Source organism: Rhizobium atlanticum, from assembly GCF_030182485.1.
In the GTDB taxonomy this organism is placed as follows: domain Bacteria; phylum Pseudomonadota; class Alphaproteobacteria; order Rhizobiales; family Rhizobiaceae; genus Rhizobium.
Genome location: NZ_JAQJCJ010000006.1, coordinates 286,165 through 309,273, shown reverse-complemented (window position 1 = coordinate 309,273; position 23,109 = coordinate 286,165). Strand labels below are relative to the sequence as shown.

General features: G+C 60.9%; 25 protein-coding genes, 1 tRNA gene and 1 pseudogene. 16 read left to right on the top strand and 11 right to left on the bottom strand.

Annotation, left to right across the window (positions count from 1 at the left end):
- The 4 genes from PH551_RS11910 to PH551_RS11895 all read right to left on the bottom strand — a co-directional run.
- Positions 1-439, bottom strand: a 439-nt coding sequence (locus tag PH551_RS11910) for a porin (protein ID WP_285193133.1), incomplete at its 3' end; no start/stop codon positions are given.
- A 561-nt stretch (positions 440-1,000) separates the two neighbouring features.
- Positions 1,001-1,091, bottom strand: a tRNA-Ser gene (locus PH551_RS11905).
- A gap of 190 nt (positions 1,092-1,281) precedes the next feature.
- Complete coding sequence (locus PH551_RS11900) at positions 1,282-2,499, bottom strand: NAD(P)/FAD-dependent oxidoreductase (protein WP_285193132.1); 1,218 nt, start codon at positions 2,497-2,499, stop codon at positions 1,282-1,284.
- An 87-nt stretch (positions 2,500-2,586) separates the two neighbouring features.
- Positions 2,587-3,702 carry a Gfo/Idh/MocA family protein gene (locus PH551_RS11895; RefSeq protein WP_285193131.1) on the bottom strand — a complete coding sequence of 372 codons (1,116 nt, stop codon included), beginning with the start codon at positions 3,700-3,702 and terminating at the stop codon, positions 2,587-2,589.
- Positions 3,703-3,910: 208 nt separating this feature from the next.
- Between PH551_RS11895 and PH551_RS11890 the strand changes: the two genes are divergently transcribed.
- The 8 genes from PH551_RS11890 to PH551_RS11855 all read left to right on the top strand — a co-directional run bounded on the left by PH551_RS11890 (position 3,911) and on the right by PH551_RS11855 (position 12,337).
- Positions 3,911-4,786, top strand: coding sequence for a MurR/RpiR family transcriptional regulator (locus PH551_RS11890; protein ID WP_085777555.1), 876 nt, complete (start codon positions 3,911-3,913; stop codon positions 4,784-4,786).
- 91 nt (positions 4,787-4,877) lie between these two features.
- Positions 4,878-6,812, top strand: coding sequence for a bifunctional 5-dehydro-2-deoxygluconokinase/5-dehydro-2-deoxyphosphogluconate aldolase (locus tag PH551_RS11885; protein WP_285193130.1), 1,935 nt, complete (start codon positions 4,878-4,880; stop codon positions 6,810-6,812).
- Positions 6,813-7,009: 197 nt separating this feature from the next.
- Positions 7,010-8,860, top strand: a complete 1,851-nt coding sequence (iolD, locus tag PH551_RS11880; RefSeq protein WP_285193129.1) for a 3D-(3,5/4)-trihydroxycyclohexane-1,2-dione acylhydrolase (decyclizing) — start codon at positions 7,010-7,012, stop codon at positions 8,858-8,860.
- 66 nt (positions 8,861-8,926) lie between these two features.
- A complete protein-coding gene (gene iolE, locus PH551_RS11875; protein ID WP_285193128.1) occupies positions 8,927-9,844 on the top strand; it encodes a myo-inosose-2 dehydratase in 918 nt (305 codons plus the stop codon).
- Between the two features lie 203 nt (positions 9,845-10,047).
- A complete protein-coding gene (iolB, locus tag PH551_RS11870; RefSeq protein ID WP_085777551.1) occupies positions 10,048-10,845 on the top strand; it encodes a 5-deoxy-glucuronate isomerase in 798 nt (265 codons plus the stop codon).
- 88 nt (positions 10,846-10,933) lie between these two features.
- Positions 10,934-11,155, top strand: a complete 222-nt coding sequence (locus PH551_RS11865; protein ID WP_285193127.1) for a DUF1127 domain-containing protein — start codon at positions 10,934-10,936, stop codon at positions 11,153-11,155.
- A gap of 73 nt (positions 11,156-11,228) precedes the next feature.
- Entirely contained in the window at positions 11,229-12,068 is an 840-nt protein-coding gene (locus PH551_RS11860) for a helix-turn-helix transcriptional regulator (protein ID WP_285193126.1), read from the top strand.
- 107 nt (positions 12,069-12,175) lie between these two features.
- Positions 12,176-12,337 carry a hypothetical protein gene (locus PH551_RS11855; protein ID WP_176536305.1) on the top strand — a complete coding sequence of 54 codons (162 nt, stop codon included), beginning with the start codon at positions 12,176-12,178 and terminating at the stop codon, positions 12,335-12,337.
- A 45-nt stretch (positions 12,338-12,382) separates the two neighbouring features.
- Here the strand turns inward: PH551_RS11855 and PH551_RS11850 are convergent, their stop codons facing one another.
- Positions 12,383-13,750: an MATE family efflux transporter gene (locus PH551_RS11850; protein WP_285193125.1), complete on the bottom strand. Its 1,368-nt coding sequence runs from the start codon at positions 13,748-13,750 to the stop codon at positions 12,383-12,385.
- An 81-nt stretch (positions 13,751-13,831) separates the two neighbouring features.
- Entirely contained in the window at positions 13,832-14,266 is a 435-nt protein-coding gene (locus PH551_RS11845; protein ID WP_183703874.1) for a glyoxalase superfamily protein, read from the bottom strand.
- A gap of 354 nt (positions 14,267-14,620) precedes the next feature.
- Here PH551_RS11845 and PH551_RS11840 point away from each other — a divergent pair, with 354 nt between their 5' ends.
- On the top strand, positions 14,621-14,953 hold the full coding sequence (locus PH551_RS11840; protein WP_097599778.1) for a hypothetical protein: 333 nt from the start codon (positions 14,621-14,623) through the stop codon (positions 14,951-14,953).
- Here the strand turns inward: PH551_RS11840 and PH551_RS11835 are convergent.
- Positions 14,904-15,152 carry a hypothetical protein gene (locus PH551_RS11835; RefSeq protein WP_085777545.1) on the bottom strand — a complete coding sequence of 83 codons (249 nt, stop codon included), beginning with the start codon at positions 15,150-15,152 and terminating at the stop codon, positions 14,904-14,906. The two genes, PH551_RS11840 and PH551_RS11835, sit on opposite strands and share 50 nt — an antisense overlap.
- 89 nt (positions 15,153-15,241) lie before the next feature.
- On the opposite strand from PH551_RS11835, the gene PH551_RS11830 reads away from it, so the two are divergent.
- Entirely contained in the window at positions 15,242-16,108 is an 867-nt protein-coding gene (locus PH551_RS11830) for a LysR family transcriptional regulator (protein ID WP_285193124.1), read from the top strand.
- Positions 16,109-16,161: 53 nt separating this feature from the next.
- Here the strand turns inward: PH551_RS11830 and PH551_RS11825 are convergent, their stop codons facing one another.
- Positions 16,162-16,608, bottom strand: coding sequence for a baeRF12 domain-containing protein (locus PH551_RS11825; protein WP_085780021.1), 447 nt, complete (start codon positions 16,606-16,608; stop codon positions 16,162-16,164).
- Between the two features lie 312 nt (positions 16,609-16,920).
- On the opposite strand from PH551_RS11825, the gene PH551_RS11820 reads away from it, so the two are divergent.
- Positions 16,921-17,346, top strand: coding sequence for a pilus assembly protein PilZ (locus PH551_RS11820; protein ID WP_085777543.1), 426 nt, complete (start codon positions 16,921-16,923; stop codon positions 17,344-17,346).
- A gap of 179 nt (positions 17,347-17,525) precedes the next feature.
- A complete protein-coding gene (locus tag PH551_RS11815) occupies positions 17,526-18,638 on the top strand; it encodes a pyridoxal phosphate-dependent aminotransferase (RefSeq protein ID WP_285193123.1) in 1,113 nt (370 codons plus the stop codon).
- Positions 18,639-18,704: 66 nt separating this feature from the next.
- On the opposite strand, the pseudogene PH551_RS11810 reads toward PH551_RS11815, so the two are convergent.
- Positions 18,705-19,143: pseudogene (locus PH551_RS11810) on the bottom strand (VOC family protein).
- Between the two features lie 191 nt (positions 19,144-19,334).
- The gene (locus PH551_RS11805; RefSeq protein WP_011424668.1) at positions 19,335-19,604 is read right to left on the bottom strand and encodes a sel1 repeat family protein; all 270 of its coding nucleotides are present in this window, start codon (positions 19,602-19,604) and stop codon (positions 19,335-19,337) included.
- A 443-nt stretch (positions 19,605-20,047) separates the two neighbouring features.
- Here PH551_RS11805 and PH551_RS11800 point away from each other — a divergent pair, with 443 nt between their 5' ends.
- The 3 genes from PH551_RS11800 to amn all read left to right on the top strand — a co-directional run bounded on the left by PH551_RS11800 (position 20,048) and on the right by amn (position 22,370).
- Positions 20,048-20,386 (top strand): DUF2147 domain-containing protein, encoded by a 339-nt coding sequence (locus PH551_RS11800; RefSeq protein ID WP_285193122.1) that lies wholly within the window; start codon positions 20,048-20,050, stop codon positions 20,384-20,386.
- Positions 20,387-20,601: 215 nt separating this feature from the next.
- Positions 20,602-20,781, top strand: a complete 180-nt coding sequence (locus PH551_RS11795) for a hypothetical protein (RefSeq protein WP_085777540.1) — start codon at positions 20,602-20,604, stop codon at positions 20,779-20,781.
- An 86-nt stretch (positions 20,782-20,867) separates the two neighbouring features.
- The gene (gene amn, locus PH551_RS11790; RefSeq protein ID WP_285193121.1) at positions 20,868-22,370 is read left to right on the top strand and encodes an AMP nucleosidase; all 1,503 of its coding nucleotides are present in this window, start codon (positions 20,868-20,870) and stop codon (positions 22,368-22,370) included.
- Between the two features lie 9 nt (positions 22,371-22,379).
- Here the strand turns inward: amn and PH551_RS11785 are convergent, their stop codons facing one another.
- Positions 22,380-22,595 (bottom strand): hypothetical protein, encoded by a 216-nt coding sequence (locus PH551_RS11785; protein WP_285193120.1) that lies wholly within the window; start codon positions 22,593-22,595, stop codon positions 22,380-22,382.
- A 152-nt stretch (positions 22,596-22,747) separates the two neighbouring features.
- Between PH551_RS11785 and PH551_RS11780 the strand changes: the two genes are divergently transcribed.
- A complete protein-coding gene (locus PH551_RS11780; RefSeq protein WP_285193119.1) occupies positions 22,748-23,104 on the top strand; it encodes a YciI family protein in 357 nt (118 codons plus the stop codon).
- Positions 23,105-23,109 lie beyond the last annotated feature (5 nt).

The window sequence follows — 23,109 nt, the reverse complement described above, 5'->3', positions numbered from 1 at the left end:
TTTCACCCGAGAGACCATCGTCCCACCAGCTGTAGAACAGACCGGCGCGGAAGCCCGCGACGTCGAGGTAAGCGGAGTCGAGCTTGGCTTCCTGGTCGGTGGCATTGTCAGCATTGAACTGCATGACGATGACGCCGGTCAGCGGACCATATTCGGTGTCGCTCTTGGCGGTGAACTGAACCTGACCGCGGGTGACTGCATCCCAGTCAGAGTCGCCGCCGACGTCTTCGCCAACGTTAACCTGGAAACGGATGTAGCCTTCGATCTTGAGGCAGGTTTCGGTGCCCGGGATGTAGAAATAGCCGGTGCCGTAAGCGTCGCAGACGCGAACATATTCAACCGGTTCCGGCTCAGCAGCAACAATAGCGTCAGCAGCCTGAGCACCGGAAACTACTGCGAGAGCAGCAGCGGAGCCGAGAAGAAGGCTCTTGATGTTCATAAATGACCTCCAATTCAAAGTTTCGATCGGGTTTGGGATCTTTCGCTGAGCAGCGTTCCCTGCCCCATCCCCGTGTTTTAAGAAGTGGACGATCCGTCGCCCTTGCTTCCGAGGGTGAAAATACAAGACGGCGGCCGTCACGCAATCACCAACTTACTCGAATGGGTGGTTTGCGGGAGCCTTCCCGACATTCTGTTGCCCAAAGGACACAAGTCGGGCAACCGGCCCCGATTTCCTTTATGCTTTGTTAAGAAAAGCCTGACTTTGCCGCCGCTTAGCCGAAGTCGACAAAGAGCTAGACATGCGTCCTCCGACGCATTTGCGACACGTTTTTGACAAGTTCGGGCTATTGCGGAAGAGATGGCAGTTCCGAAAGCGTAACCGGACGTTCACCGATCCGCTCTCGCTGCCGCCTGAGGGCGGAAGCGCGGGACGTGATTCCCGCCAGCGATTCTCTCTCTTCGAAGCGATTCTCCCTTGCCGCGACTGGCAGGGATAGCCGATTAAGCGGCCGTGATTCGCCGACGGAAGTTCAGACCAGAGACGCGGTGGAAATCAAAGTGGCGGAGAAGATGGGATTCGAACCCACGATACGCTTTTGACGTATACTCCCTTAGCAGGGGAGCGCCTTCGACCACTCGGCCACCTCTCCGGTGCGGCCTAACTAGGGTGAGCGGTCTTTGAATGCAAGGGTTTTTTCAGTTTTCACCAGAAGAAATGCAGGGGCCGGCGTTTCGGCTTTTGACGGACAGACGAGAACAATCGCTCGTCTGCGCCCTTCCCTGGAAAGCTCGGCCGATCGTCCTTCAACCTCACGCGCCTGGCGGCGCGCGCTTGCGGACTCAGCTCAAGAGGCTCTTGAGATCGGCCGAGGGGTCGGCGAGGATCGCTCGATCGGGATTGGTGCCAGATTCCAGCAGCTTCTTGCCGGTCACATAAGCCTTTGCGTCATTGATCGCATCGACCGCGATCAGCCGGCCTTCCCTGAAGTACCAGACCGAATGAGCCCCTTCGCGGGCGCCCGGACGCAAAAGCGTGTCGTCATAACCGAGATTGAAACCGGCGATCTGGAGTTTGACGTCGTACTGGTCGGACCAGAACCAAGGCTTCGGCTCATAAGGCTCGTCGCCGCCGGCGATGATAGCTGCCGCAGCTTCAGCCTGGTCGACAGCGTTCTGCACCGATTCGAGCCTGATGCGCCCACCCTGCCATGGAAGTGCTGCGCAATCGCCGGCCGCAAAAATCGCCGGATCGGAGGTGCGGGCGAATTCATCGACGATGATGCCGTTGGCGACTTCGAGGCCGGATTCCTTGGCAAGCTGGTCGTTGGGCACGACGCCGATTCCGACGACGACGAAATCGACGTCGATGACCGAGTCGTCGGAAAGGGCGGCGCCGGAAACCCGGCCATCCTTGCCGATCAAATGTTTCAGGCCGGTCTTCTCGCGGATCACCACGTCGTGGCTCTCGTGAATGGCGCGCATGAGGTCGGCCGTTTCCTTCGCCGCGACACGCTGCAGGATGCGATCGGCCATTTCGATGACCGTGACCTCGAGGCCGCGATGGCGGGCTACTGCCGCAGCCTCGAGGCCGATGTAACCGCCGCCGATGATGAGGACGCGCCGGCCGGGGCGCATTTCATCGGCCAGCAGATCGGCATCGCGCTTGTCGCGGGCGACATAAACGCCTTCGAGATCGCCGCCGATTGCCGCCGGCAGCCGGCGCGGCGTCGAGCCGGTGGCGAGCACCAGCGTGCCGTAGTCGAGAACGGAGCCGTCCTGCAGCAGAACTCGCTTGCTGTCCCGCTCGATCTGCTCGGCCCAGGTCGAAAGGCGAAGATCGACGTCGTTGTCGGCATACCAGTGTTCCGGGCGGAACAGCAGGCGGTCGAAGCTCATTTCGCCGAGCAGATATTTCTTCGAAAGCGGCGGGCGCTGATAGGGGGCTACATCCTCAGCGCCGATGAGGGTGATCGGGCGCGTATCCTTCAAAGCACGAAGTTTGGCCGCCAAGGCGAAACCCGCCTGTCCCGCGCCGATGATCACCACTCTATCCGTCACGATCTCACTCCTGAAACTAGGCTCGACACTTACGCCAAGGCCTATCCCCTGCCCCATGCGCCGTCAACGGAAAGCGGCTTCTTACATTCAGCCGATTTCGATCCAGCGACGCTCGTGGAAGGACTGTGCCATGGCATGCACCGACTTTTCTATCCTGAGACCGTCTTTAAATGTCACGATCGACGACGGCTCGCCCGATATGGCCCGGATCAGCTCGCGGCACTCGATGATCTTCAGATCGTTGAAGCCGAGGCCATGGCCAGGAGCCGGGATGAAGCGATCATAGGGCCGATGGGCAGGCGCCGCCAGTATCTTGCGGAAGCCCTGCTCCGAACCGGGCCCTTCTGCCTCATAGAGTTCGAACTCGTTCATGCGCTCCTGGTCGTAGAGGATCGAGCCTTTCGAGCCGTAAATCTGCAGGGCGATCCGCCCCTTGCGACCCCAGGCGGCGCGATTCGCCATCAACACCGCGGAGATGCCGCCGCCGAGCCGCATCAGCACGTTGGCGACATCGTGATTTTCGACGGCACGGCGGCCACCCTGGTTGAGCGGACGGTCGGCGTAGGGCTTCACCATGTCTGTTATGACGGCCTCGACATGCCCGAAAAGATACCAGAGCAACGACAGCGGGTGCACGGCGAAATCGTCAAGCGCACCATAGCCGGCGGAAAGCTCGCTCTTCCAATAAAAGAAGACGTCGGGATCGGCCATGAAATCCTCGTCCATTTCGACTCGGACATGATTGACCGTACCGATGGCACCGTCGCCGACAAGCTTCCTGATCTGCCTCATGACGGGATTTTGAATGTAATTATAGCCGAGAACGGCGACCTTGCCGGAACGCTCCGCCGTCGCCAGCATGCGCTCGGCATCGGCATAGGCGGGCGCCATCGGCTTCTCACACCAGACATGCTTGCCGGCATCCAGGGCTGCAATCGCCATCTCGGCATGGAACTGATTGGGCGTGGTGACGGAAACGACGTCGACCTCGGGGTCGGCGATCAGCGCCCGCCAGTCGGCCGTTGCCTTCTCGAAGCCGAACTCGCCGGCACGAGCCTCGGCAAGCGCGGCATTGGCTTCAGCTAGGTGCACGAGCCGCGGACGCTCGACATCGCCGAACACGGTCTTCACCGCATTCCACGCCAGCGCATGGCATTTTCCCATATAACCCGTGCCGATCAAACCGATGCCAAGTGGTTTCATTTCCGTCTCCTCCAGAAGTGCGCGCGGATTTTTGGAATATTTGGATCATTTTGACAAGAGACTGTTGGCAGGCATACGGCCTTCATTCGCCCGGTGCGATTGTACAAAACCCTTCAATTACAGGCGATTAAAAACAATTAGGCGCGCCGTTCGAAATCGTCTATGCTCGGCGATATGGAATGTTTGTTTCATCCCGTGAGCCGCAAGCATGGATAATGATCCCCAAAGGCACGCGCGCGTGCCGCGCGATTTCGAAAGCCTGCGCAGCACCATCATCGAGCGCAAGGCGAACATGCCGAAGCGGCTGGCGCAAGTCGCCGCGTTCGCGCTCGGCAATCCCGATGAAATTGCCTTCGGCACGACGGCGAGTATCGCGGCCGCCTCCGAGGTCCAGCCGTCGACGCTGGTACGCCTGGCGCATCATCTGGGTTACGAAGGCTTTTCCGATCTGCAGAGCATCTTCCGAGAAAGGCTGCGCGACCGGACGCTGAGCTATGAAGAGCGGCTTGTCACGCTGGAGCAGTCGAACGGCGACGATGATGACGCCAACCTGCTTTCCGGATTCATCGCCGCGGCGAGCCAGTCGGTCAACCGGCTGGCCGCGACCGTTCAAAGCGACACGTTCACGAAGGCGGTGGATATCCTGGCCGCCGCCGAAACCATCTATCTTATCGCCAAGCGGCGCTCCTATCCGCTGACAGCGCATATGACCTATGCATTTTCCAAGCTCAACATCCGCCACCAGATCGTCGCTTCGCCGAACGGAGTCGATCCTGAAATGGTGCAGTTCGCATCGCCGAGGGATGCGGCGATCGCTGCGAGCTTCTCGCCCTATGCGGCCGACAGCCTCAGCCAGAGCCAGGAGCTTGCCGATCGCGGCGTCCCGGTCATTGCAATCACCGATTCGGCCTTCTCGCCACTTGCCGCCTGCGCCACACATTGGTTCGAGGTGGCGGAAGCGGATTTCGCTGGCTTCCGCTCGCTTTCAGCCTCGATGGCGCTCACCATGGCGCTGCCGGTTGCGATCGCCGAGCGGCGTCGCAAGCGTCAACATCACAAAGCTGGAAAAGAGAAAATGGAATAAACATTCCGAATTGACAAAATATCGGAACCAATGTTTCATTATTGACATTCGCAGGCATTGGAAGCCGCGCAAAATCTAGCGGGAGGACATCATGGTACAAACCAATCCGGGTTCACAGCCGGAGCCGGCGCTTGATGTAATCACCATCGGCCGTTCCTCGGTCGATCTTTACGGGCAGCAGATCGGTTCGCGACTGGAGGATATCGCCTCCTTCGCCAAATCCGTAGGCGGCTGCCCGTCCAATATCGCCATCGGCACGGCGCGGCTCGGCCTCAAGTCCGGGCTCATCACCCGCGTTGGCGACGAGCAGATGGGACGCTTCATCCGCGAGCAGGCGGCGCGCGAGGGCGTGGCGACCGATGGCATCGTCACCGACAAGGAACGGCTGACGGCGCTGGTGCTGCTGGCGGTCGAGGCCGAGGGCGTGTCGCCGATGATCTTTTATCGCTCCGACTGCGCCGACATGGCTCTCGAGGAAGGCGATATCGACGAAAACTTCATCATATCGTCGCGCGCCGTTCTCGTTTCCGGCACGCATTTTTCGCGGCCCAACACCGAAGCCGCGCAGCGCAAGGCAATCCGCATCGCTAAGGAGAACGGCCGGAAGGTAATCTTCGACATCGACTACCGGCCGAACCTCTGGGGCCTTGCCGGCCATGCGGAAGGCTTCGAACGCTATGTGAAATCCGACCGCGTCTCCTCGAAGATGAAGGAAACGCTGCCCGATTGCGATCTCATTGTCGGCACTGAAGAGGAAATCCTCATCGCATCAGGCGCAGATGACGTGCTCGGCGCGCTGAAGGAGATCCGCCGCCTGACGCCGGCGACGATCGTGCTCAAGCGCGGCGCAATGGGCTGCATCGTCTATGACGGGCCGATCGCCGACGATCTCGAAGCCGGTATCGTCGGCCAGGGCTTCCCCATCGAAGTCTTCAACGTGCTCGGCGCCGGCGACGCCTTCATGTCCGGGTTCCTGCGCGGCTTCCTGCGCGACGAGCCGCTGCAGACCTGCGCCACCTGGGCCAATGCCTGCGGGGCCTTCGCGGTCTCTCGCCTGCTCTGCTCGCCGGAATATCCGACCTGGGCGGAACTCGACTTCTTCCTGAAGACCGGCAGCAAACATCGGGTGCTGCGCAAGGACGAGGCGATCAATCATATTCACTGGGCATCCACCCGCCGCGGCGAAATCCCGCTTCTGATGGCGCTGGCGATCGACCACCGCTCGCAGCTCGTCAGCGTCGCCGACGAGCTCGGCGTCGACCACAAGAAGATCGTCGCCTTCAAGCGACTGGCGGTCGAGGCGGCAGCACGCGTTTCGAACGGCCGCGACGGCTACGGCATGCTGATCGACGAGCGATTCGGCCGCGACGCCTTCTTCGATGCGGCGACGAAGAATTTCTCCTGGATCGGCCGGCCTGTCGAACTGCCGGGCTCGAAGCCGCTGCGCTTCGAATTCAGCCAGGATATCGGCTCGCAGCTTGTCGAATGGCCGCTCGGCCATTGCATCAAGTGCCTGTGCTTCTATCATCCCGATGATCCCGCCGACCTGAAGACGGAGCAGCAGGAGAAGCTGCGCACGCTGTTCGAGGCCGCACGCAAGGTCGGACGCGAACTTCTGGTGGAAATCATCGCCGGCAAGAACGGGTCGCTCACCGACGATACGATCGCCACCGCGCTGGAGGAACTCTACGCGCTCGGCATCAAGCCTGACTGGTGGAAGCTGGAGCCACAGGCTTCCGGCGAAGCCTGGAAGAAGATCGATGCCGTGATTGCCAAAAATGATCCATGGTGCCGTGGTATCGTGCTTCTCGGGCTCGAAGCGCCCGCAGAGGAACTGATCTCCTGTTTCGAGGCAACGCTGGCGGCTCCCTCGGTGAAGGGCTTCGCCGTCGGCCGGACAATCTTTGCCGATCCGGCGCGCGCCTGGCTCTCCGGCGAGATAAGCGACGAGGCGGCAATCGCCGACATGGCCGGCCGCTTCCGGCAATTGACAGAGGCCTGGCTTAAGACGCGTGGGCTTCACTGAGAATTAGACCCCTCCCCAGCCCCTCCCCACAAGGTGGAGGGGCTTAAGTTGAGGCATCGCTTCACACCACAAACGAGCTCTGGTGCGGACGCAAGGTTGCGGTGAAATGCGGCGAGCCCAACGAGTTAGCTCCTCCCCTTTTTGGGGAGAGGTTGGGGAGGGGAAACCAACTAGAACGAAGATTGCGGGAGGCCCCGATGGGCAAGACGATACGGTTGACGATGGCGCAGGCCGTCGCGCATTTCCTGAAAGTACAGATGACTGTTGTCGACGGCAAAAAGGTGCCGATCTTCGGCGGCGTCTGGGCGATCTTCGGCCACGGCAACGTCGCCGGCATCGGCGAGGCGCTTTATCAGGTGCGCGGGGAATTGACGACCTACCGCGCCCACAACGAGCAGGGCATGGCGCATGCCGCGATCGCCTATGCCAAGGCAAACTTCCGCACGCGCTTCATGGCCTGCACGACATCGATCGGCCCCGGCGCACTGAACATGGTGACGGCCGCGGGTGTCGCGCATGTCAACCGCATTCCCGTTCTCTTCCTGCCCGGCGACGTCTTCGCCAACCGCGCGCCGGATCCGGTGCTGCAGCAGATCGAGGATTTCGGCGACGGCACCGTATCAGCCAATGATGCATTCCGCCCGGTTTCGCGCTACTTCGATCGGATCACCCGGCCGGAGCAGATCATCACGGCGCTGAAGCGCGCCATGCAGGTGCTGACCGATCCGCTCGATTGCGGGCCGGTGACATTGTCGCTCTGCCAGGATGTTCAGGCCGAGGCCTTCGATTATCCGGAAAGCCTGTTTCAGGAAAAGGTCTGGACGACCCGCAGGCCGCAGCCGGATGCGGACGAACTGGCGAATGCCATCGCGCTGATCAAGGCATCTGAGAAGCCGGTGATCGTTGCCGGCGGCGGCGTGCTCTATTCGCAGGCGACGAAGGAACTCGCCGCCTTTGCCGAAGCTCACGCCATCCCCGTCGTTGTCACTCAGGCCGGCAAGTCGTCGATCAACGAGACCCATCCGCTGGCACTCGGCTCGGTCGGCGTCACCGGCACCTCGGCGGCGAACGCAATCGCCGAAGAGACAGATCTCGTCATCGCCGTCGGCACGCGCTGCCAGGATTTCACGACCGGTTCCTGGGCGCTCTTCAAGAATGACAGCCTGAAGATGGTCGGCCTCAACATCGCCGCCTATGACGCGGTGAAGCACGACAGCCACCCTGTGGTGGCCGATGCGCGCGAAGGGCTGAAGGCGCTTTCGGCAGGCCTTTCCGGCTGGAAGGCGCCGGCTGCACTTACCGAGAAGGCAACGGCGGAAAAGAAGGTCTGGATGGAGGCTGCCACCAAGGCGATGGCGGCGACGAACACCATCCTGCCTTCCGATGCGCAGGTGATCGGCGCGGTAGCGCGCACGCTCGGCGGCGAGTACACGACGGTGCTCTGCGCCGCGGGCGGTCTGCCCGGGGAACTGCACAAGCTCTGGCCGGCGACGGCGCCGGGCAGCTATCATATGGAGTACGGCTTCTCCTGCATGGGTTACGAGATCGCCGGCGGGCTCGGCGCCAAGATGGCGCGCCCCGAACGGGATGTCGTCGTCATGGTCGGCGACGGTTCCTACATGATGATGAATTCCGAGATTGCGACCTCGGTCATGGTTGGGGTCAAACTCAACATCGTCGTGCTCGACAATCGCGGCTATGGCTGCATCAACCGGTTGCAGATGGGAACCGGCGGCGCCAACTTCAACAATCTGCTCAAGGACTCCCATCACGAGGTGATGCCTGAGATCGATTTTCGCGCGCATGCCGAAAGTATGGGCGCCATCGCTGTCAAGGTTAGTTCCATCGCCGAACTCGAGCAGGCGATCGTCGATTCTAGGAAGAACGATCGTACATCCGTCTTCGTCATCGACACCGATCCCTTGATCACCACTGAGGCCGGCGGCCATTGGTGGGATGTCGCGGTGCCGGAGGTCAGCCCGCGCGAAGAAGTCAACCAGGCGCGCAAGGATTATGTCGAAGCCCGCGGCTCCCAGCGCATCGGCTGAACAGGTTAACCCGTTTTCCCGGAGGAGCCGACCCGCTCCTCCGCAATGTCTTTAAGGAGAATATTGATGAAGGCTAAACTCGGCATGTCGCCCATCGCATGGTGGAACGACGACCTTCCTGAGCTTAGTGACGATGTGTCGCTCGAAGAATGCCTGCGGCAATCGCGCAGTGCCGGTTTCACCGGCATGGAGCAAGGCCGCCGTTTCCCCAGTAACCCGGAAGAGATGCTGCCGATCCTGCGCGCCGCCGACGTGACGCTGTGCGGCGGCTGGTTCTCCGGCACGCTTGTCAATGAGGAGCTCTCGGCCAACAAGGACCGCATTGCGCCGATGATCGAGCTGTTCAAGGCGGTCAACGCGCCCTGCATCGTCTATGGCGAAGTTGGTCGCTCCATTCAGGGCGACCGCTCCAAGCCGCTCGCGACCAAGCCGCGCCTTTCCGACGACGAGATGAAGGCCTATGCGCGCCGCGTCACGGAATTCGGCGAATGGTGCGCTGAAAAGGGCATGCCGCTCTCCTATCACCATCACATGGCCGCCGTCGTCGAAACCGAACCGGAACTCGACGCCTTCATGCGCTCTTCGGGCGAAGGTATTCCGCTGTTGCTCGACGCCGGGCATCTGGCCTTTGCCGGCGGCGATGTGCTGCGCGCCATCGACAATCACCACGCCCGCATCAACCACGTCCACGTCAAGGACATTCGTCAATCCGTCGTGGATGGGCTCGACCGCAGCCGGCAGTCTTTCCTCGACGCCGTGGCGCTTGGCGCCTTCACAGTGCCGGGCGACGGCTCGCTCGATTTCGGCGCCATCGTCCAACGTTTCGCCGACCATGGCTATGAAGGCTGGTTCGTCGTCGAGGCCGAACAGGATCCGCGCAAGGCGCCGCCGCAGAAGATGGCCGAGATCGGCCATGCCGAACTGATGCGCGTCATGACCGCGGCTGGTTATACTGTGGAAACGGAAGGCTTTCCGAAGGGGTAACGGGACGAAAGACCCCTCTCACAAGAGAGACGAATTGACCGGACCGCTGGAGCAAGCGGCCCCCTCATCCGCCCTTCGGGCACCTTCTCCCTAAGGGGAGAAGCGAAAAGCGACGGTGCGGCATATCCCTTCTCCCCTCGGGGAGAAGGTGGCGGCAGCCGGATGAGGGGGCTGCGCCCACCAACATACGAGGAGAAACACCAATGCCAAACCTCAAGGTGAAACCATCCGGCACACATGGCCGCGTCACGCATGTCACCCCGGAAAATGCCGGCTGGACCTATGTCGGCTTTGATCTGCACCGCGTCAAGCCGGGCGAGACGGTATCGGGAGAGACCGGCGATCGGGAAGTCTGCCTGGTCTGGGTGACAGGCAAAGGCAAGGCGTCGGCCGGCGCGAAGGATTTCGGGACGCTGGGCGAGCGGATGAATCCCTTCGACGGGGCGCCGTATGCGCTTTATATCCCGATGGGCTCGACGTGGTCGGTCACGGCGGAGACCGATCTGGAACTGGCTGTCTGCTCGGCGCCCGGCGGCGGCGGCTATGAGGCAAAGGCGATCCCGCCCGGCACTCATCCGCAGGTGACGCGCGGCAAGGGCACGAATGTGCGCTACGTCAACAACATCATGCCTGAGGACGATAATTCGGCGCATTCGCTGCTCGTCGTCGAGGTGATCACGCCAGGTGGCCATACCTCCTCCTATCCGCCGCACAAGCACGATCAGGACGACCTCCCGAACGAGAGCTTCCTGGAGGAGACTTACTACCACCGCCTCAACCCGCCGCAGGGTTTCGGTTTCCAGCGCGTCTACACCGACGACCGCTCGCTCGACGAGGCGATGGCGATCGAGGACGGCGACGTGACGCTGGTGCCGAAGGGCTATCATCCCTGCGCCGCAACGCATGGCTATGATCTTTATTATCTCAACGTCATGGCCGGGCCGAAGCGGATCTGGAAGTTCCACAATGCCGCCGAGCACGAATGGCTGCTGAAGGCATGAAGGCCGCGCTCGATCGCTAAATAATCTGACAGCGCCAAATTGTCGGTGATGGTTCATTGCCTCCATCCAATGAGGATGGAGGATCATCATGCACAACTCGCATTTCACGATACCGGCCAGCAATATCCGCCCTTCGCGGCGGCCCGGCCCTCTTTCTGCAGCCGCCACAGCAGTCCGCTGGCTGGGGCGCAAGATCAGCGAACGGCGCAACTACAATGCGCTGATGGAACTTTCCGACGATCAGTTGAAGGATGTCGGCCTCTCCCGGGGGCAGACAGAAAGCGACGTGCACGTTTACTGCCGCTACTGAAACATCAGATTCACTGTGGTACTGTGCCCCAGCGCAGCCTTGTCGGGCTGCCCTGCCTGAACCGGACGATACAATGTCGCAGTTTTCAACAGCTCTGCTCCTGAAAACCAAGACCGTCACTATTCGTGACGTCGTCTGCAATGGCGAGTGCCGCCACAAGAGCGACGAGGAATGTGCTCACAAAACAAGCCTCGTCTATCCCTATCGCGGCGCCTTTATGCGCCATGTCGGCCGCACGGATACGGTGGCTGAAGCCAATCAGGTGCTGTTCTTCAATGCCGGTCAGGGCTATCGGATCAGCCATCCGATCGCGGGCGGCGACGGCTGCATCGACCTGTCGATCGACGAATCCATGCTGGAAGAGCTGGCGCCGAAGGAGCAGGCCCAGCCCGGCCCGGCCTTTTCCTTCCGCCGCCAGCGCCGGCGGATCGACCCTCGCGCGCAGGCGCTGGTCGCCCTGCTGCGCCACGGTCTCAGGCGCAACGTCGCCGAAACGCTCGAGGCGGAAACGCTGGCCCTGACGCTGGTTCGTCGCTCGCTCGGCGAGCGCACCTCGCATGCGGCCGGCGCCAGCCTCGGCCGGCAGAAACTCGTCGACCGGGCAAAGCTGGTGCTTTCCTCCGATCTCGCGCGACGCTGGACGCTCGCGGAAGTCGCCTCGGAAGTCGGCGTTTCCTCTGTTTACCTCACCCAGGTCTTCCAGCAGGTCGAGGCCACGCCGCTCTATCGCTATCAGCTGAGGCTGCGGCTTGCCCGGGCGCTCGATTTGCTCGGCCAGTATGAGGATCTGACCGCGCTCGGCCTCGATCTCGGCTTTTCCAGCCACAGTCATTTCAGCGCTTCCTTCAAACAGGCCTTCGGTCAGACTCCGGCCGAATTCCAGCGCTCGGCGCAACTGCGACGCCGACCTTAGAGCCTTTCCGAGTTGATAATCGCTAAAGTTTTCGACAGCGATAACGCGGTCTTCGATGCTCTTATGATGCTGTCCCGATCCGGGGACGATCAATGGAGGATTACCCGATGAAGAAGACCACATGCGCTGCCTGCGACTGCGAACTCGGCGCCGAGACCATCACCGTCAAGCTCGGCGGCAAGACCGTCGAAGTCTGCTGCCGGGAATGCGCCGAGGCACTGAACGAGGCGGAGGCTTCGACATCGGCCGCGCAGAGCGGCAAGGAATAGAAGCCAATCGACGGAAGCCGCACAGGAAGGCGCGGCTTCCGTCTCTCAGGCGGGCAGAAGCCCGTATCGCCAGCCGCGGCGCCTGGCATTCTCAGACAGCACCAGCAAGGCAAGCACCACCATGCCTGCCTCGGCAAAAACAGGCACCATCCAGATTCCCTGCTCGCCGAAGACGAAAGGCAGCAGGAAGGTGAGAGGCAGGGTGAGAAGATAGGGCCGCGACAGACCGAAGATCGCCGCGCGCGGCGCATCGCCGATCGACTGGAAATAGGACGACAGGATCAGCATCTGCCCGAAGAGAAAATAGGCGCCGATCGTCCAAGGCAGAATTCGTCTGACCTCGGCGATAATGGCGGGATCGCCAACAAAGACGGCGCCGATGCGGCCAGCCAGCAATTCCACCGTGATCTCCACCAAGCTGCAATAGACGAGCGCCGAGAGCATGGCGATCTGCAGGTTGCGGCCGACGCGCAACCCAAGGCCGGCTCCGTGATTGTTGCCGGCGATCGTCTGTAGGGCGATGCTGAGACCAAGCAGCGGCAGATAGGCGAAGGTCAGGATACGGGTGATGAGGCCGTAGGCGGCAATGGTGGCGGTATGATCACGCGTGCTCCAGAGCGAGACGTTGACCAGAATCGGGGCCGAGGCAAGCGATATGCCGATGAAACCTAGGCTCATGGGAGCGCCCAAGGCGACAATGCCGCGCCATTCGACAAGGGCGAATGCGGGAGAAGGCCTGAGCGTCGCCGGCCGGCGCCAGCGATAGACGAGCACGGCGGCGAGACAGACGAATTGCGAAGCGATGGAGCCTGCGGCCGAACCGAGCACGCCCCAATGCATCACCGCCATGAACAGCCAGTTGGCGAGGATGTTGAGCAGCGAGGCCGAGAGCGTGACCGCCGTCATGAAACCGATCCTGCCTTCACAGCGCAGCCCGTCGAGATGCAGCGACAGGAAAAAACTCACCGGCGTCGCGGCGATCATCGCGCCCATGAAAAGCATGGCGCCGTCGGCCACGGCGGTGTTCTCGGCGGCGCCGGCATCGATGATCCGCTCGCCGAGGGTCCAGTAGATCACGATGAGGATCACGACGACGGCGAGCGCCAGCGTATGGGCGCTGGAAAATACCCGGCGCGCGCCCTGGCGATCGCCGGCACCGAGCCGGCGGGCGAGGATGCTTCCCATGCCGTTCGAGACGAGCGATTGCAGGGCGACCAGCAGCATCAACCCCGGGAAGATCAGGCTGACGGCTGAGAGCGCGTCGGGGCCGACATAGGCGCCCAGGAAATAGGCGTCGACGACAGCAAAGAGGCCGTTGACGGTAGTGATCGCGACGATCGGCGCCGCAGTCCTGATGAATACGCCCGGCAGCCAGCCGGTGAGGAAGTCATTGCCTTTGGAAGGATCGGTCATGGAGAAATCCGTGTGATATCGGGCGACATCCGCTGCGCTTGAACAAGCCATGCGGGCAGCCAGGAAAGGATGAGGAGCAAATCAGAGATCGAGCACCAGATGAGGCACGCCGTTCGAGGTCTTCCTGGGGGAGACGCCGTCGGCATCGATCTGTGCACTCACGCGCCGCCGAAAGGCTGAAAAACTCTCGAAGGTGACCACGTCAACCGCTTCGTCGAAATGGATGGTGATCCGGTAGAGGCCGCCCGGCAGAGCCGAAAGCGAGAGGATTTCGCCAGTGAACGGCTGATTGAGATAGCGGCCGCGAATATGGGCGCCGACGAAGAGCGGCGTCTTCGCAGCCGCATTGGGTTTTGCCGCCAGAGCCGCCAGCGTGTTCCAGTCACGCGCGCCGTGCTGGCGGGCGATCATTTCCAAGGCCGCACTGTGGGTCAGCGCGCTGCCGCGATCGTTCATCGCCTGGCGCAGGCGCTTGGCCTGGGCCTTCAGTTCTTCAATGCCGGGATAGGTCGTCATGGAGTGAGCCTTCGCAAGGCATGCTCTTCGACTGTCAATGGGAGCTCGCATTGCCGTCAGTCAGCATGCACAAGGGGCCGTGACCATGATCGCGAGGGCTTCACCATGGATTTTCATCCGCGAGCGGCCGGTGCCTCGAACCGGGGCTTTGTATGCGCGATCGCTGTCGGCATGTCAAGAATGGCGCGGCTGCCCGCCGAATTGCGCGAATTTGGAGCAGATCTGGACGGAATCGGTGCGATTTTCAGCCGATCTCGGCAAAAACCTTCAAACTTAACGACAATCTTCAGCAATCGTCAGCACTCTTGCATTATTCTCTGCTTACGATGAGCGGAGGCTAAAAGGGCCTTTCAGATGCACCTCGACACAGAACACCCCAAGCCGGAACGTGCTTACCGGGAATTCAATCTCGACAGGCCGGGCAATATCATCTTCGTCGGCCACCACCTCAGCACCGGGACGCAGGTACGCTGCCTGATCCGCACGATCACACTTGCCGGCGCCGTGCTCGAAGTCAGTCCGAGCCTGGAGATGCCGAGTCATTTCTTTCTCGAAATACTCGGCATCCATGACGAAATCGGCGCCACCTTGGTCAAGCGCGAAAACGAACTGGTGACGATCAGCTTCAACATGCTGCTCAATCCGGAATTCCTGCACCACGTGCTGCGACTGAGCTTCGAAAACTGAGGCGTCTTCCAATCACCGCCCGGTCCCGGCGCGGCCTCCTCGTCTCGCCTCTTGTTGCCGAGAGATGCGCGATGATCGCTATGATCCAGAGAAGTCCGCGCCATTCCGGGCCATCGAGCGGATCGGCCATGGGATCGCGGCGCATCCGGCAATTGCGGGACGCGACCTCGTTGAAGAGAACTACCCAGTTGAGAAGCATTGCCTATCCTCCATCTATTGCTGAAGTAGTTGAGCTAAGCCTTCACGCCCCCGTTATGTAGAGGCATGGAGGAAAGGGGGTTTTCATCCATGAAAGAGGCGAGCTGGGACGACCTGCAGCTTTTCTTCCATGTCGCGACCGGCGGCGGTCTATCGGCGGCGGCGGCGCGGACGGGGCTCAGTGCGCCGACGATCGGCCGGCGTATGCTGGCGCTCGAACGGGTGACCGGCCGGTCGCTGTTCAACCGCGGTCCCACAGGCTACCTGCTTGCCAAGGACGGCCAGGAGCTGCTCGATCGCGTCCGGCTGATGCAGGATGCGGCGCGGGCGATTTCCGACTGGCGCGGTGAAGTGCTGACGCTGCCGATTGTGTCGACGGTCGTCGACAGCTGGACGTCGCGCTTTATCGCCGACCACCTGGCCAGCGTCTGGACGCCGAAAGACTGTTTTCGCATGTGTTACAAGACTTGTGACGCGAGTGTCGATTTCACCTATCGCGAGGCGCATATCGCCATTCGGCACAGCCGGCCGGACGGCGGCAACGTCGCGATCCGCCGTTCAGTCAAGGTGGCGCATGCGGTTTATCAGGCGGCCGATTACGACGAGACCAATTGCAACTGGATCTCACTCGGAACGGACATCGCCATCACACCGGCGGACAAGTGGACTTTCGAACAGCCGGATTATTGGATCACCAGCTGGACGAACACGCCGCATATGCTCTTTTACCTGATCCGAGGCGGCGCCGGCCGCGGCGTGCTGCCCTGTTTCATCGGCGACCAGGATCGCAAACTCGTCCGCGCCGGGCCTGTCATCGATGAATTGACCTACGAGATTTGGATCGTCGCGCATGACGACGAGCGGCAAAGGCCGGAAGTCAGGACGGTCATCGATCGCCTGGCCACACTGTTTGCCGATCATGAGGATCTGTTTGCCGGACAGAGACCGTTGGTCTGAAGCGAACAACAAATGCGGGCCAGAGGCCCGCGTCAGTTCATCGATCGGTTTCATCACGCTGCGAGATGCCGCTCAATCTCGTCGATCGGCAGATTGGTATAGTCTTTCGCCAATTCCGCCGATATCGCTGCCTGCGTCTCGGCGCTCAGCGCCGGCCGCAAGGTGCCGAGCGCCTTCGGCGGTGCGATGAGGACGATACGGCGCGCATCCTTTGCCTGCGTCAGCTCGTCCATTCGCTCCGCCACATGTTTCAGAAATTGCGCTTCGGCCTGCTCCTGCCAGCTGGTCTCTTCGACAGCGCTGCGGCTCAATCCGTCTGCGGCATGGCTGCGGCCGGGCTTGTCGGCGCCGAGTTCGCGATCGGGCTCGTTCGGCTGCGTCAGGGTTTCCAACACCTTCAGGTTCATCAGCTGGGCATCGCCGGCGTTCTGCATGATCAGGGCCTTGGCTCCATTGCAGACTACGATCCATGATTTTCCGGGGATTCTGACGTCGGTCATCTTCAACTCCTCGCTGTCGTCATCGACGCGCCCCTTGCTCGTCGATCCAGATAGAACGCCCGGCCATTGGAAGAGTTCGAGAAAACAGCGCCGGAAATGATAGCGGCGCAATCCGCCATCGAGCTTGGCATGACAGCCTGCGTGCCGATTGTGAACATCAGGAGTCCCGCTTGGGAACAAAATTTAAACTCGTTAAAATTGTCATCATATGTTTGACGAATGTGCAAAACATTCATGGGACCGTGACTGGAGCAAGATCAGCTTGCTCAGAGCAAGAACCCCAACTGTGCCCTGTCTGACGGAGAATGTAAGATGACTATGCTCCGCGCCACACACCTTGCGACGGTCAAATCCGCCGTTTACGACCTGCGCTGGGAAGAGTTCCACGTCAAGCGCCCGGCCCGCATCGTCGCCGTGCGGCCGTGCCTCACCGGCGTGTCGATGCGAAGCGCCGAGATCATCGACATATCGCAGGGCGGTGCGACGTTCATCGTCTCGACAACCGCCGGTCTGCCGAAACATTATTATCTGAACATCCTCGGCCTGGCTTATCGCATCGGTTGCGCCGAGGTCTACCGCCATAAGGAACGCATCGGGGTAAGGTTCATCAACCTCCTGGATCCAGAGGTTCTGCGACGCGTCGTCCGCGCCGATTTCCTTGTCGGCAATATGGAAGCGATCGACGCCAGGCGTGCACCGATGTTCCGCGAGACGAGGCTTGCCGCCAGCCCGGTATAAGTCCCCGGATGGGAAACTGATCCGAGGAAAAATCGTCCAGCAATTCAAATCACTCGTCGCCTTGCCGATTGAAAGGGACGCATCGGCAGCGCCGTGGCTGCGGAATAATCTTGCTTGCCATGGCTGGGCCCGGGCCTATTGTTGCGCCTGATCTCAACATGTCCGGAAACCGCTTTTGCATGTCCGCCTTCTCGCGCTTTACACCCCTCATCAGCGCCCTGCCCTCCACAGTTCCCTTCGTTGGCCCCGAAGCCATCGAACGCGAGCGCGGTCGCGCCGTCCTGGCGCGAATCGGCGCCAATGAGAACGGCTTTGGCCCGGCCCCTTCCGTGCTTGCCGCGATCCGCGAAGAGACGCACGACATCTGGAAATACAACGACCCGGAGAATTTCGCGCTGCGGCAAGCACTTGGCGCGCATCTCGGTGTGGCGCCCGCCAATATCGCCATCGGCGGCGGCATTGACGAACTGCTCGGTCACATCGTCCGGTTGGTGATCGAGCCGAGGGCGCCCGTCGTTACCTCGCTCGGCGCCTATCCGACCTTCAACTTCCATGTCGCCGGTTTCGGCGGCCGGCTGGTGACCGTCCCTTATGTCAACGACCGCGAGGATCTGGACGGGCTGCTCGATGCCGTCAGGCGCGAGAATGCGCCGCTTGTCTATTTCGCCAATCCTAACAATCCGATGGGAAGCTGGTGGGACGCCGACAGCATCGTCGCTTTCGCCCGGGCGCTGCCCGAGACCACGATGATGGTGCTGGACGAGGCCTACAGCGAAACGGGGCCGGCAAATTCATTGCCGTCGATCCCCTCGCTCATCGATCTGCCGAACATCGTCCGCACCCGCACCTTTTCCAAGGCCTACGGGCTCGCCGGTTCACGCACCGGCTACGCGATCTCGACCTCGGGCACGGCACAGGCCTTCGACAAGATCCGAAATCATTTCGGCATGAACCGGCTGGCGACAGTTGCAGCGCTGGCGGCGCTCAAGGACCAGGCCTATTTGGCCGAGGTGGTCGGGAAGATCCATGCGGCACGCGAGCGGATCGGCCGCATCGCCCGGGCAAATGGTCTTGAGCCGCTGCCCTCGGCGACGAATTTCGTGGCGATCGATACCGGTCGCGACGGCGCCCATGCGCGGGCGATCGTCGATGGCCTGATGGAGCATGGCGTGTTTATCCGCATGCCTGGTGTTGCGCCGCTCAATCGCTGCATCCGCGTCAGCGTCGGACCGGAGGCTGAGATGGCGCTGTTCGAGGAAGCGCTGCAGCAGGTCCTGAAGACGCTCGCCTGAGGTTTTTATTCCTGTCCGCTCGCCAACATTGGTCGGTCTTCTTCCCGTTTTGTCCGCGTATTACGTTCAGCGGAGTTCCTCGGCGAGTCCGATCAGAATCCCTTCAGGTCCGCGAATGTAGCAGAGCCGATACGCATCCTTATACTGAACGACTTCCCCTACGAGCTGCGCGCCGCGCCCGCGCAGTCTCTCAAGCGTCTCGTCAATGTCATCGACTTCGAACATGACGCGGAGGTAGCCGAGGGCGTTGACCGGGGCGTTCCGGTGATCTGCGACGACAGGCGGCGCCAGAAAGCGGGAGAGCTCAAGCCGGCTGTTGGCCGTCCGGTGTGCGCATCATGGCGATCTCGACACGCTGATCTTCCAGTCCAGTGATACGTCCGGCCCATTCGCCATCGACCGTCGCCCGCCCTTCCAATTCGAGGCCGAGCTCGCGAAAGAAATCAATCGCCTCTCCGAGGTCTTCGACGACGATTCCGACATTGTCCATTCGCTTGAGCGCCATGTTTTGATCCCCAAGGTGTCGTTGCAATCGACGAGGTCTTGCCTCGTCTAACGAAGGACGTCTGAGGCGTCCCAACACCGACAACCTCAGAAAACGTCAGTTGGAGCGCCGTGGGTCCTTTTGGACACGCGGCGCTCCAACAGTTGAGGTATCGTTCTGTCCGGAATCGTTTCGGATTCTCGGTCGGTGCGTCAGTGAACCGTCATCCATTCGCGGGCAGCGCGCAGTGCTTCCACGAGCTGCATCTTGTTCATGGCGGCGGCCACGTCGGCGCGGAGCTCGGCGGCGCGGTCGTTGCCCTTGATCGCGGCGATGTTCAGCCACTTGTGGGCGGCAACGAGGTCGACGGCGCAGCCGCGGCCGGTCGCATACATCAGACCCATTTCGCAGAAGACATCGGCGCTGTTGTTGTCGCCACCCATGGTGGCCGTTTCAGCATTGTGCATTTCAAAGCGTGCCATCGGTTTTATCCCTGTTAGCCTGTTTACGACTTACCCTGTTTTACCTTCGGGACCTTGCCGTCTATCGCGGCTTTTCGGTCCCTTCGGTCCGGCGGGTTTCCCCGCTCGTTTGATGGCTTGACTATGCCAAACGGCTTTCAAAAAACGCCTAAAATGCATGATTAATTTGAGACAAACAAACTGCAAACGCTTGGTAAAGTTGGGTTTTTGTTAAACATCGGATTCCCTGGGATTTAGGGATTTTCGCTCAAATTTTACAAAAGATTCAGATATGGAAATAAATGGATCGTTCATCATGAAATCAGCAGGCGACGGGTTTAAAAGCTCTACAGTCGGCTTTTCGGCCGCTTTTAGCGGGCGGCGGACGGACAGCCGGCTCTATTTACCTTTACGTTCGCGTCAGTTATTTTCGCGGTCGGTCAGAGGACATCAGGGAGGAAAAGATGATCCGCAGTCTCATTCTTGCCGGCGCTATCGCCGTGATCGCGGGCACAGCCAATGCCGACGAACCCATCGTCGGCAATTGGAAGACGGCCTCCGGCGAAACGGCGGTGATTGCCGCCTGCGGCGGGAGTTATTGCGTGACGCTGAAAACCGGCAAATATACCGGCCGCAAGATCGGTAGACTTGCCGGGACCGGCGGCAGCTATGCCGGCGAGATCACCGACCCCGCCGCCGACAAGACCTATAGCGGCTCAGGAAAGATTTCCGGCAATTCACTAAAGATGCAGGGCTGCGTGATGAAGATCCTTTGCAAGACGCAGACCTGGACGCGGCTCTGACGCGATAAAACCGACGCAACAATCATCCGAAACGTATAATCATGCCGGTCGAAAAGCCGGCATGTCCTCGAAGTCTTCCCGACTTGTCAATCGTCACTGCAATCGCAGACCCTGCCCCGCAAGCTGAACGGTGGATGAACCGACATCTCAGCACTGGTTCAGCCGAGGTGTGGCAAAACTCATGTCACGGTTAGGTTGCGTATCGGGGGCCTGGGATGAACTTCTATATTCTGGCAAGACGTTTCACCATTATCACGCTGTTTGCGGCGGTCTTCGCCGTCACGTTTTCGGCGGTCGTCGTGCACAATGGCGGGGGGGGTACGCAGTCGCATTTCGGTGCGAACTATACCTGCCTGGAGAGAAGCGGAACCTTCTGCGCGCCCACAGTGCGGTGACGGCAACAGGCTCGCAAGAGGATAAAAAATCGGATTCGGCCGGCGCGCGTCGTTTGCTTGTCAAAAACAACTCTCTATAATGCGTCATGAACAAACGAATCTCCCCCCTGTCGCCCCTCGACATATCCTCTCCGTCTCCTTTTCAGCCCGAGAGTTTCGATGATCCGGCCAAGGCCGTCGAGACGCTGACAGCGCTTTACGAACGCAATACCGCGTTCCTGATCCAGAGCTTCACCGACCTTGCCCAGGGCGCGCCGATCGCCTCGCGCTACCGCGCCTTTTATCCGCAGGTCAGCATCGAGACGACAAGCTTCGGCCATGTCGATTCTCGCCTCTCCTACGGCCATGTCACGGCGCCCGGCATCTACACGACGACGGTCACCCGGCCGAAGCTCTTCAGGCATTACCTGAAGGAGCAGTTGTCGCTGCTGATCAAGAGCCATAATGTTCCGATCGTCGTCTCGGAATCGTCAACGCCGATCCCGCTGCACTTCGCCTTCGGCGAGGGCGCCCACGTCGAAGCATCGGCCTCAGCATTTGTCGACGTTCCAATGCGCGATATCTTCGACACGCCCGACCTCAACACCACCGACGACGAAATCGCCAACGGCGAATATATCCCGCCGCCAGGAGAGCCCTCGCCGCTTGCGCCGTTCACCGCCCAGCGCATCGACTATTCGCTCGCCCGGCTGTCGCATTATACGGCGACGCATGCCGAGCATTTCCAGAACTTCGTGCTGTTTACGAACTACCAGTTCTATATCGATGAATTCTGCAGCTGGGCGCGCAAGCTGATGGCGGAGGGCGGCGACGGCTACACCGCCTTCGTCGAGCCCGGCAACATCGTCACCCTGCCCGGCTCAAGCGTGCCGGAAACGGATGCGACACTTTCCCGTCTGCCGCAGATGCCGGCCTATCATCTGAAGAAGAAGGGCCATGCCGGGATCACCATGATCAATATCGGCGTCGGCCCTTCCAACGCCAAGACGATAACCGACCACGTCGCCGTGCTGCGCCCGCATGCCTGGCTGATGCTCGGCCACTGCGCCGGGCTTCGCAATAGCCAGCGGCTCGGCGATTACGTTCTCGCCCATGCCTATATGCGCGAGGACCATGTTCTCGACGACGACCTGCCGGTCTGGGTGCCGATTCCGGCTCTGGCCGAAGTGCAGGTGGCGCTGGAAGCGGCCGTCGCCGAAATCACCGGTTACGAAGGTTTCGAGCTGAAGCGCATCATGCGCACCGGCACCGTCGGCACGATCGACAACCGCAACTGGGAACTGCGCGACCAACGCGGGCCGGTGAAGCGGCTGTCCCAGGCGCGCGCCATCGCGCTCGACATGGAATCGGCAACAATTGCCGCCAATGGCTTCCGCTTCCGCGTGCCCTACGGGACGCTCCTTTGCGTCTCCGACAAGCCGCTGCATGGCGAGTTGAAGCTGCCGGGTATGGCGACCGCCTTCTACCGCACGCAAGTGAACCAGCATTTGCAGATCGGCATCCGTGCGGTCCAGAAGCTTGCGGCCATGCCGAAGGAAGCGCTGCATTCGCGCAAACTGCGCAGCTTCTTCGAGACGGCATTCCAATAAGCCGTTTCTTTATCGGCCGGTCGCAATAGGCGCCGAACTCTGCGCAAGCATCTGCGGCCTGCCGGCAGCGATGTTCAGCCCTGCAATCAACAGAGTGAAGGCGACGATGACGAAAGCGACGCGCAGAAGGGCCTTCAGCCCAGCGCTTTCGTCGAATGCCAGCCCGCGCTTCTCATGGCGGCGCGCCCAGATCTGGCTTGCCAGCGCGATTTCAAGAATACTCATTGCCATTCTCCTCGACAGGTTTCGACGAAGCCTTGTCGAGTGCTCACTTGTCATTTCGACAGGTGACCGGCACAAAAGATTTTTCCTGACGCTGTCGAAATGCCCGCACCCCATTCGTCCAGGTATTGAACCCTGCAAGGAGGCTGCCCGCAATGAAATATCTCTGCCAGGTCTGGTTCGATGGCGCGATACTCGACGCCATGACGAAAGAGGAGAAGGCCGACCTCGACGCGAATTCCCTGAACTATGACCGGGATCTCGTCGAAAGCGGGCATATGATCATTGCCCAGGCGCTGCAGCCGCCGACATCGGCGGTGACGGTCCGTGTGCGGGCCGACGAGACATCGGTAACAGACGGTCCTTTTGCCGAGACGAAGGAAGCGCTCGGCGGCTTCATTCTGATCGAGGCAAAGGACCTTAACGATGCGATCCGCGTTGCCGCCGGCATCCCGCTTGCGAAGCTCGGCGCAATCGAAGTGCGGCCAATCCATGAATTCGGAACCAAATGAGGAAA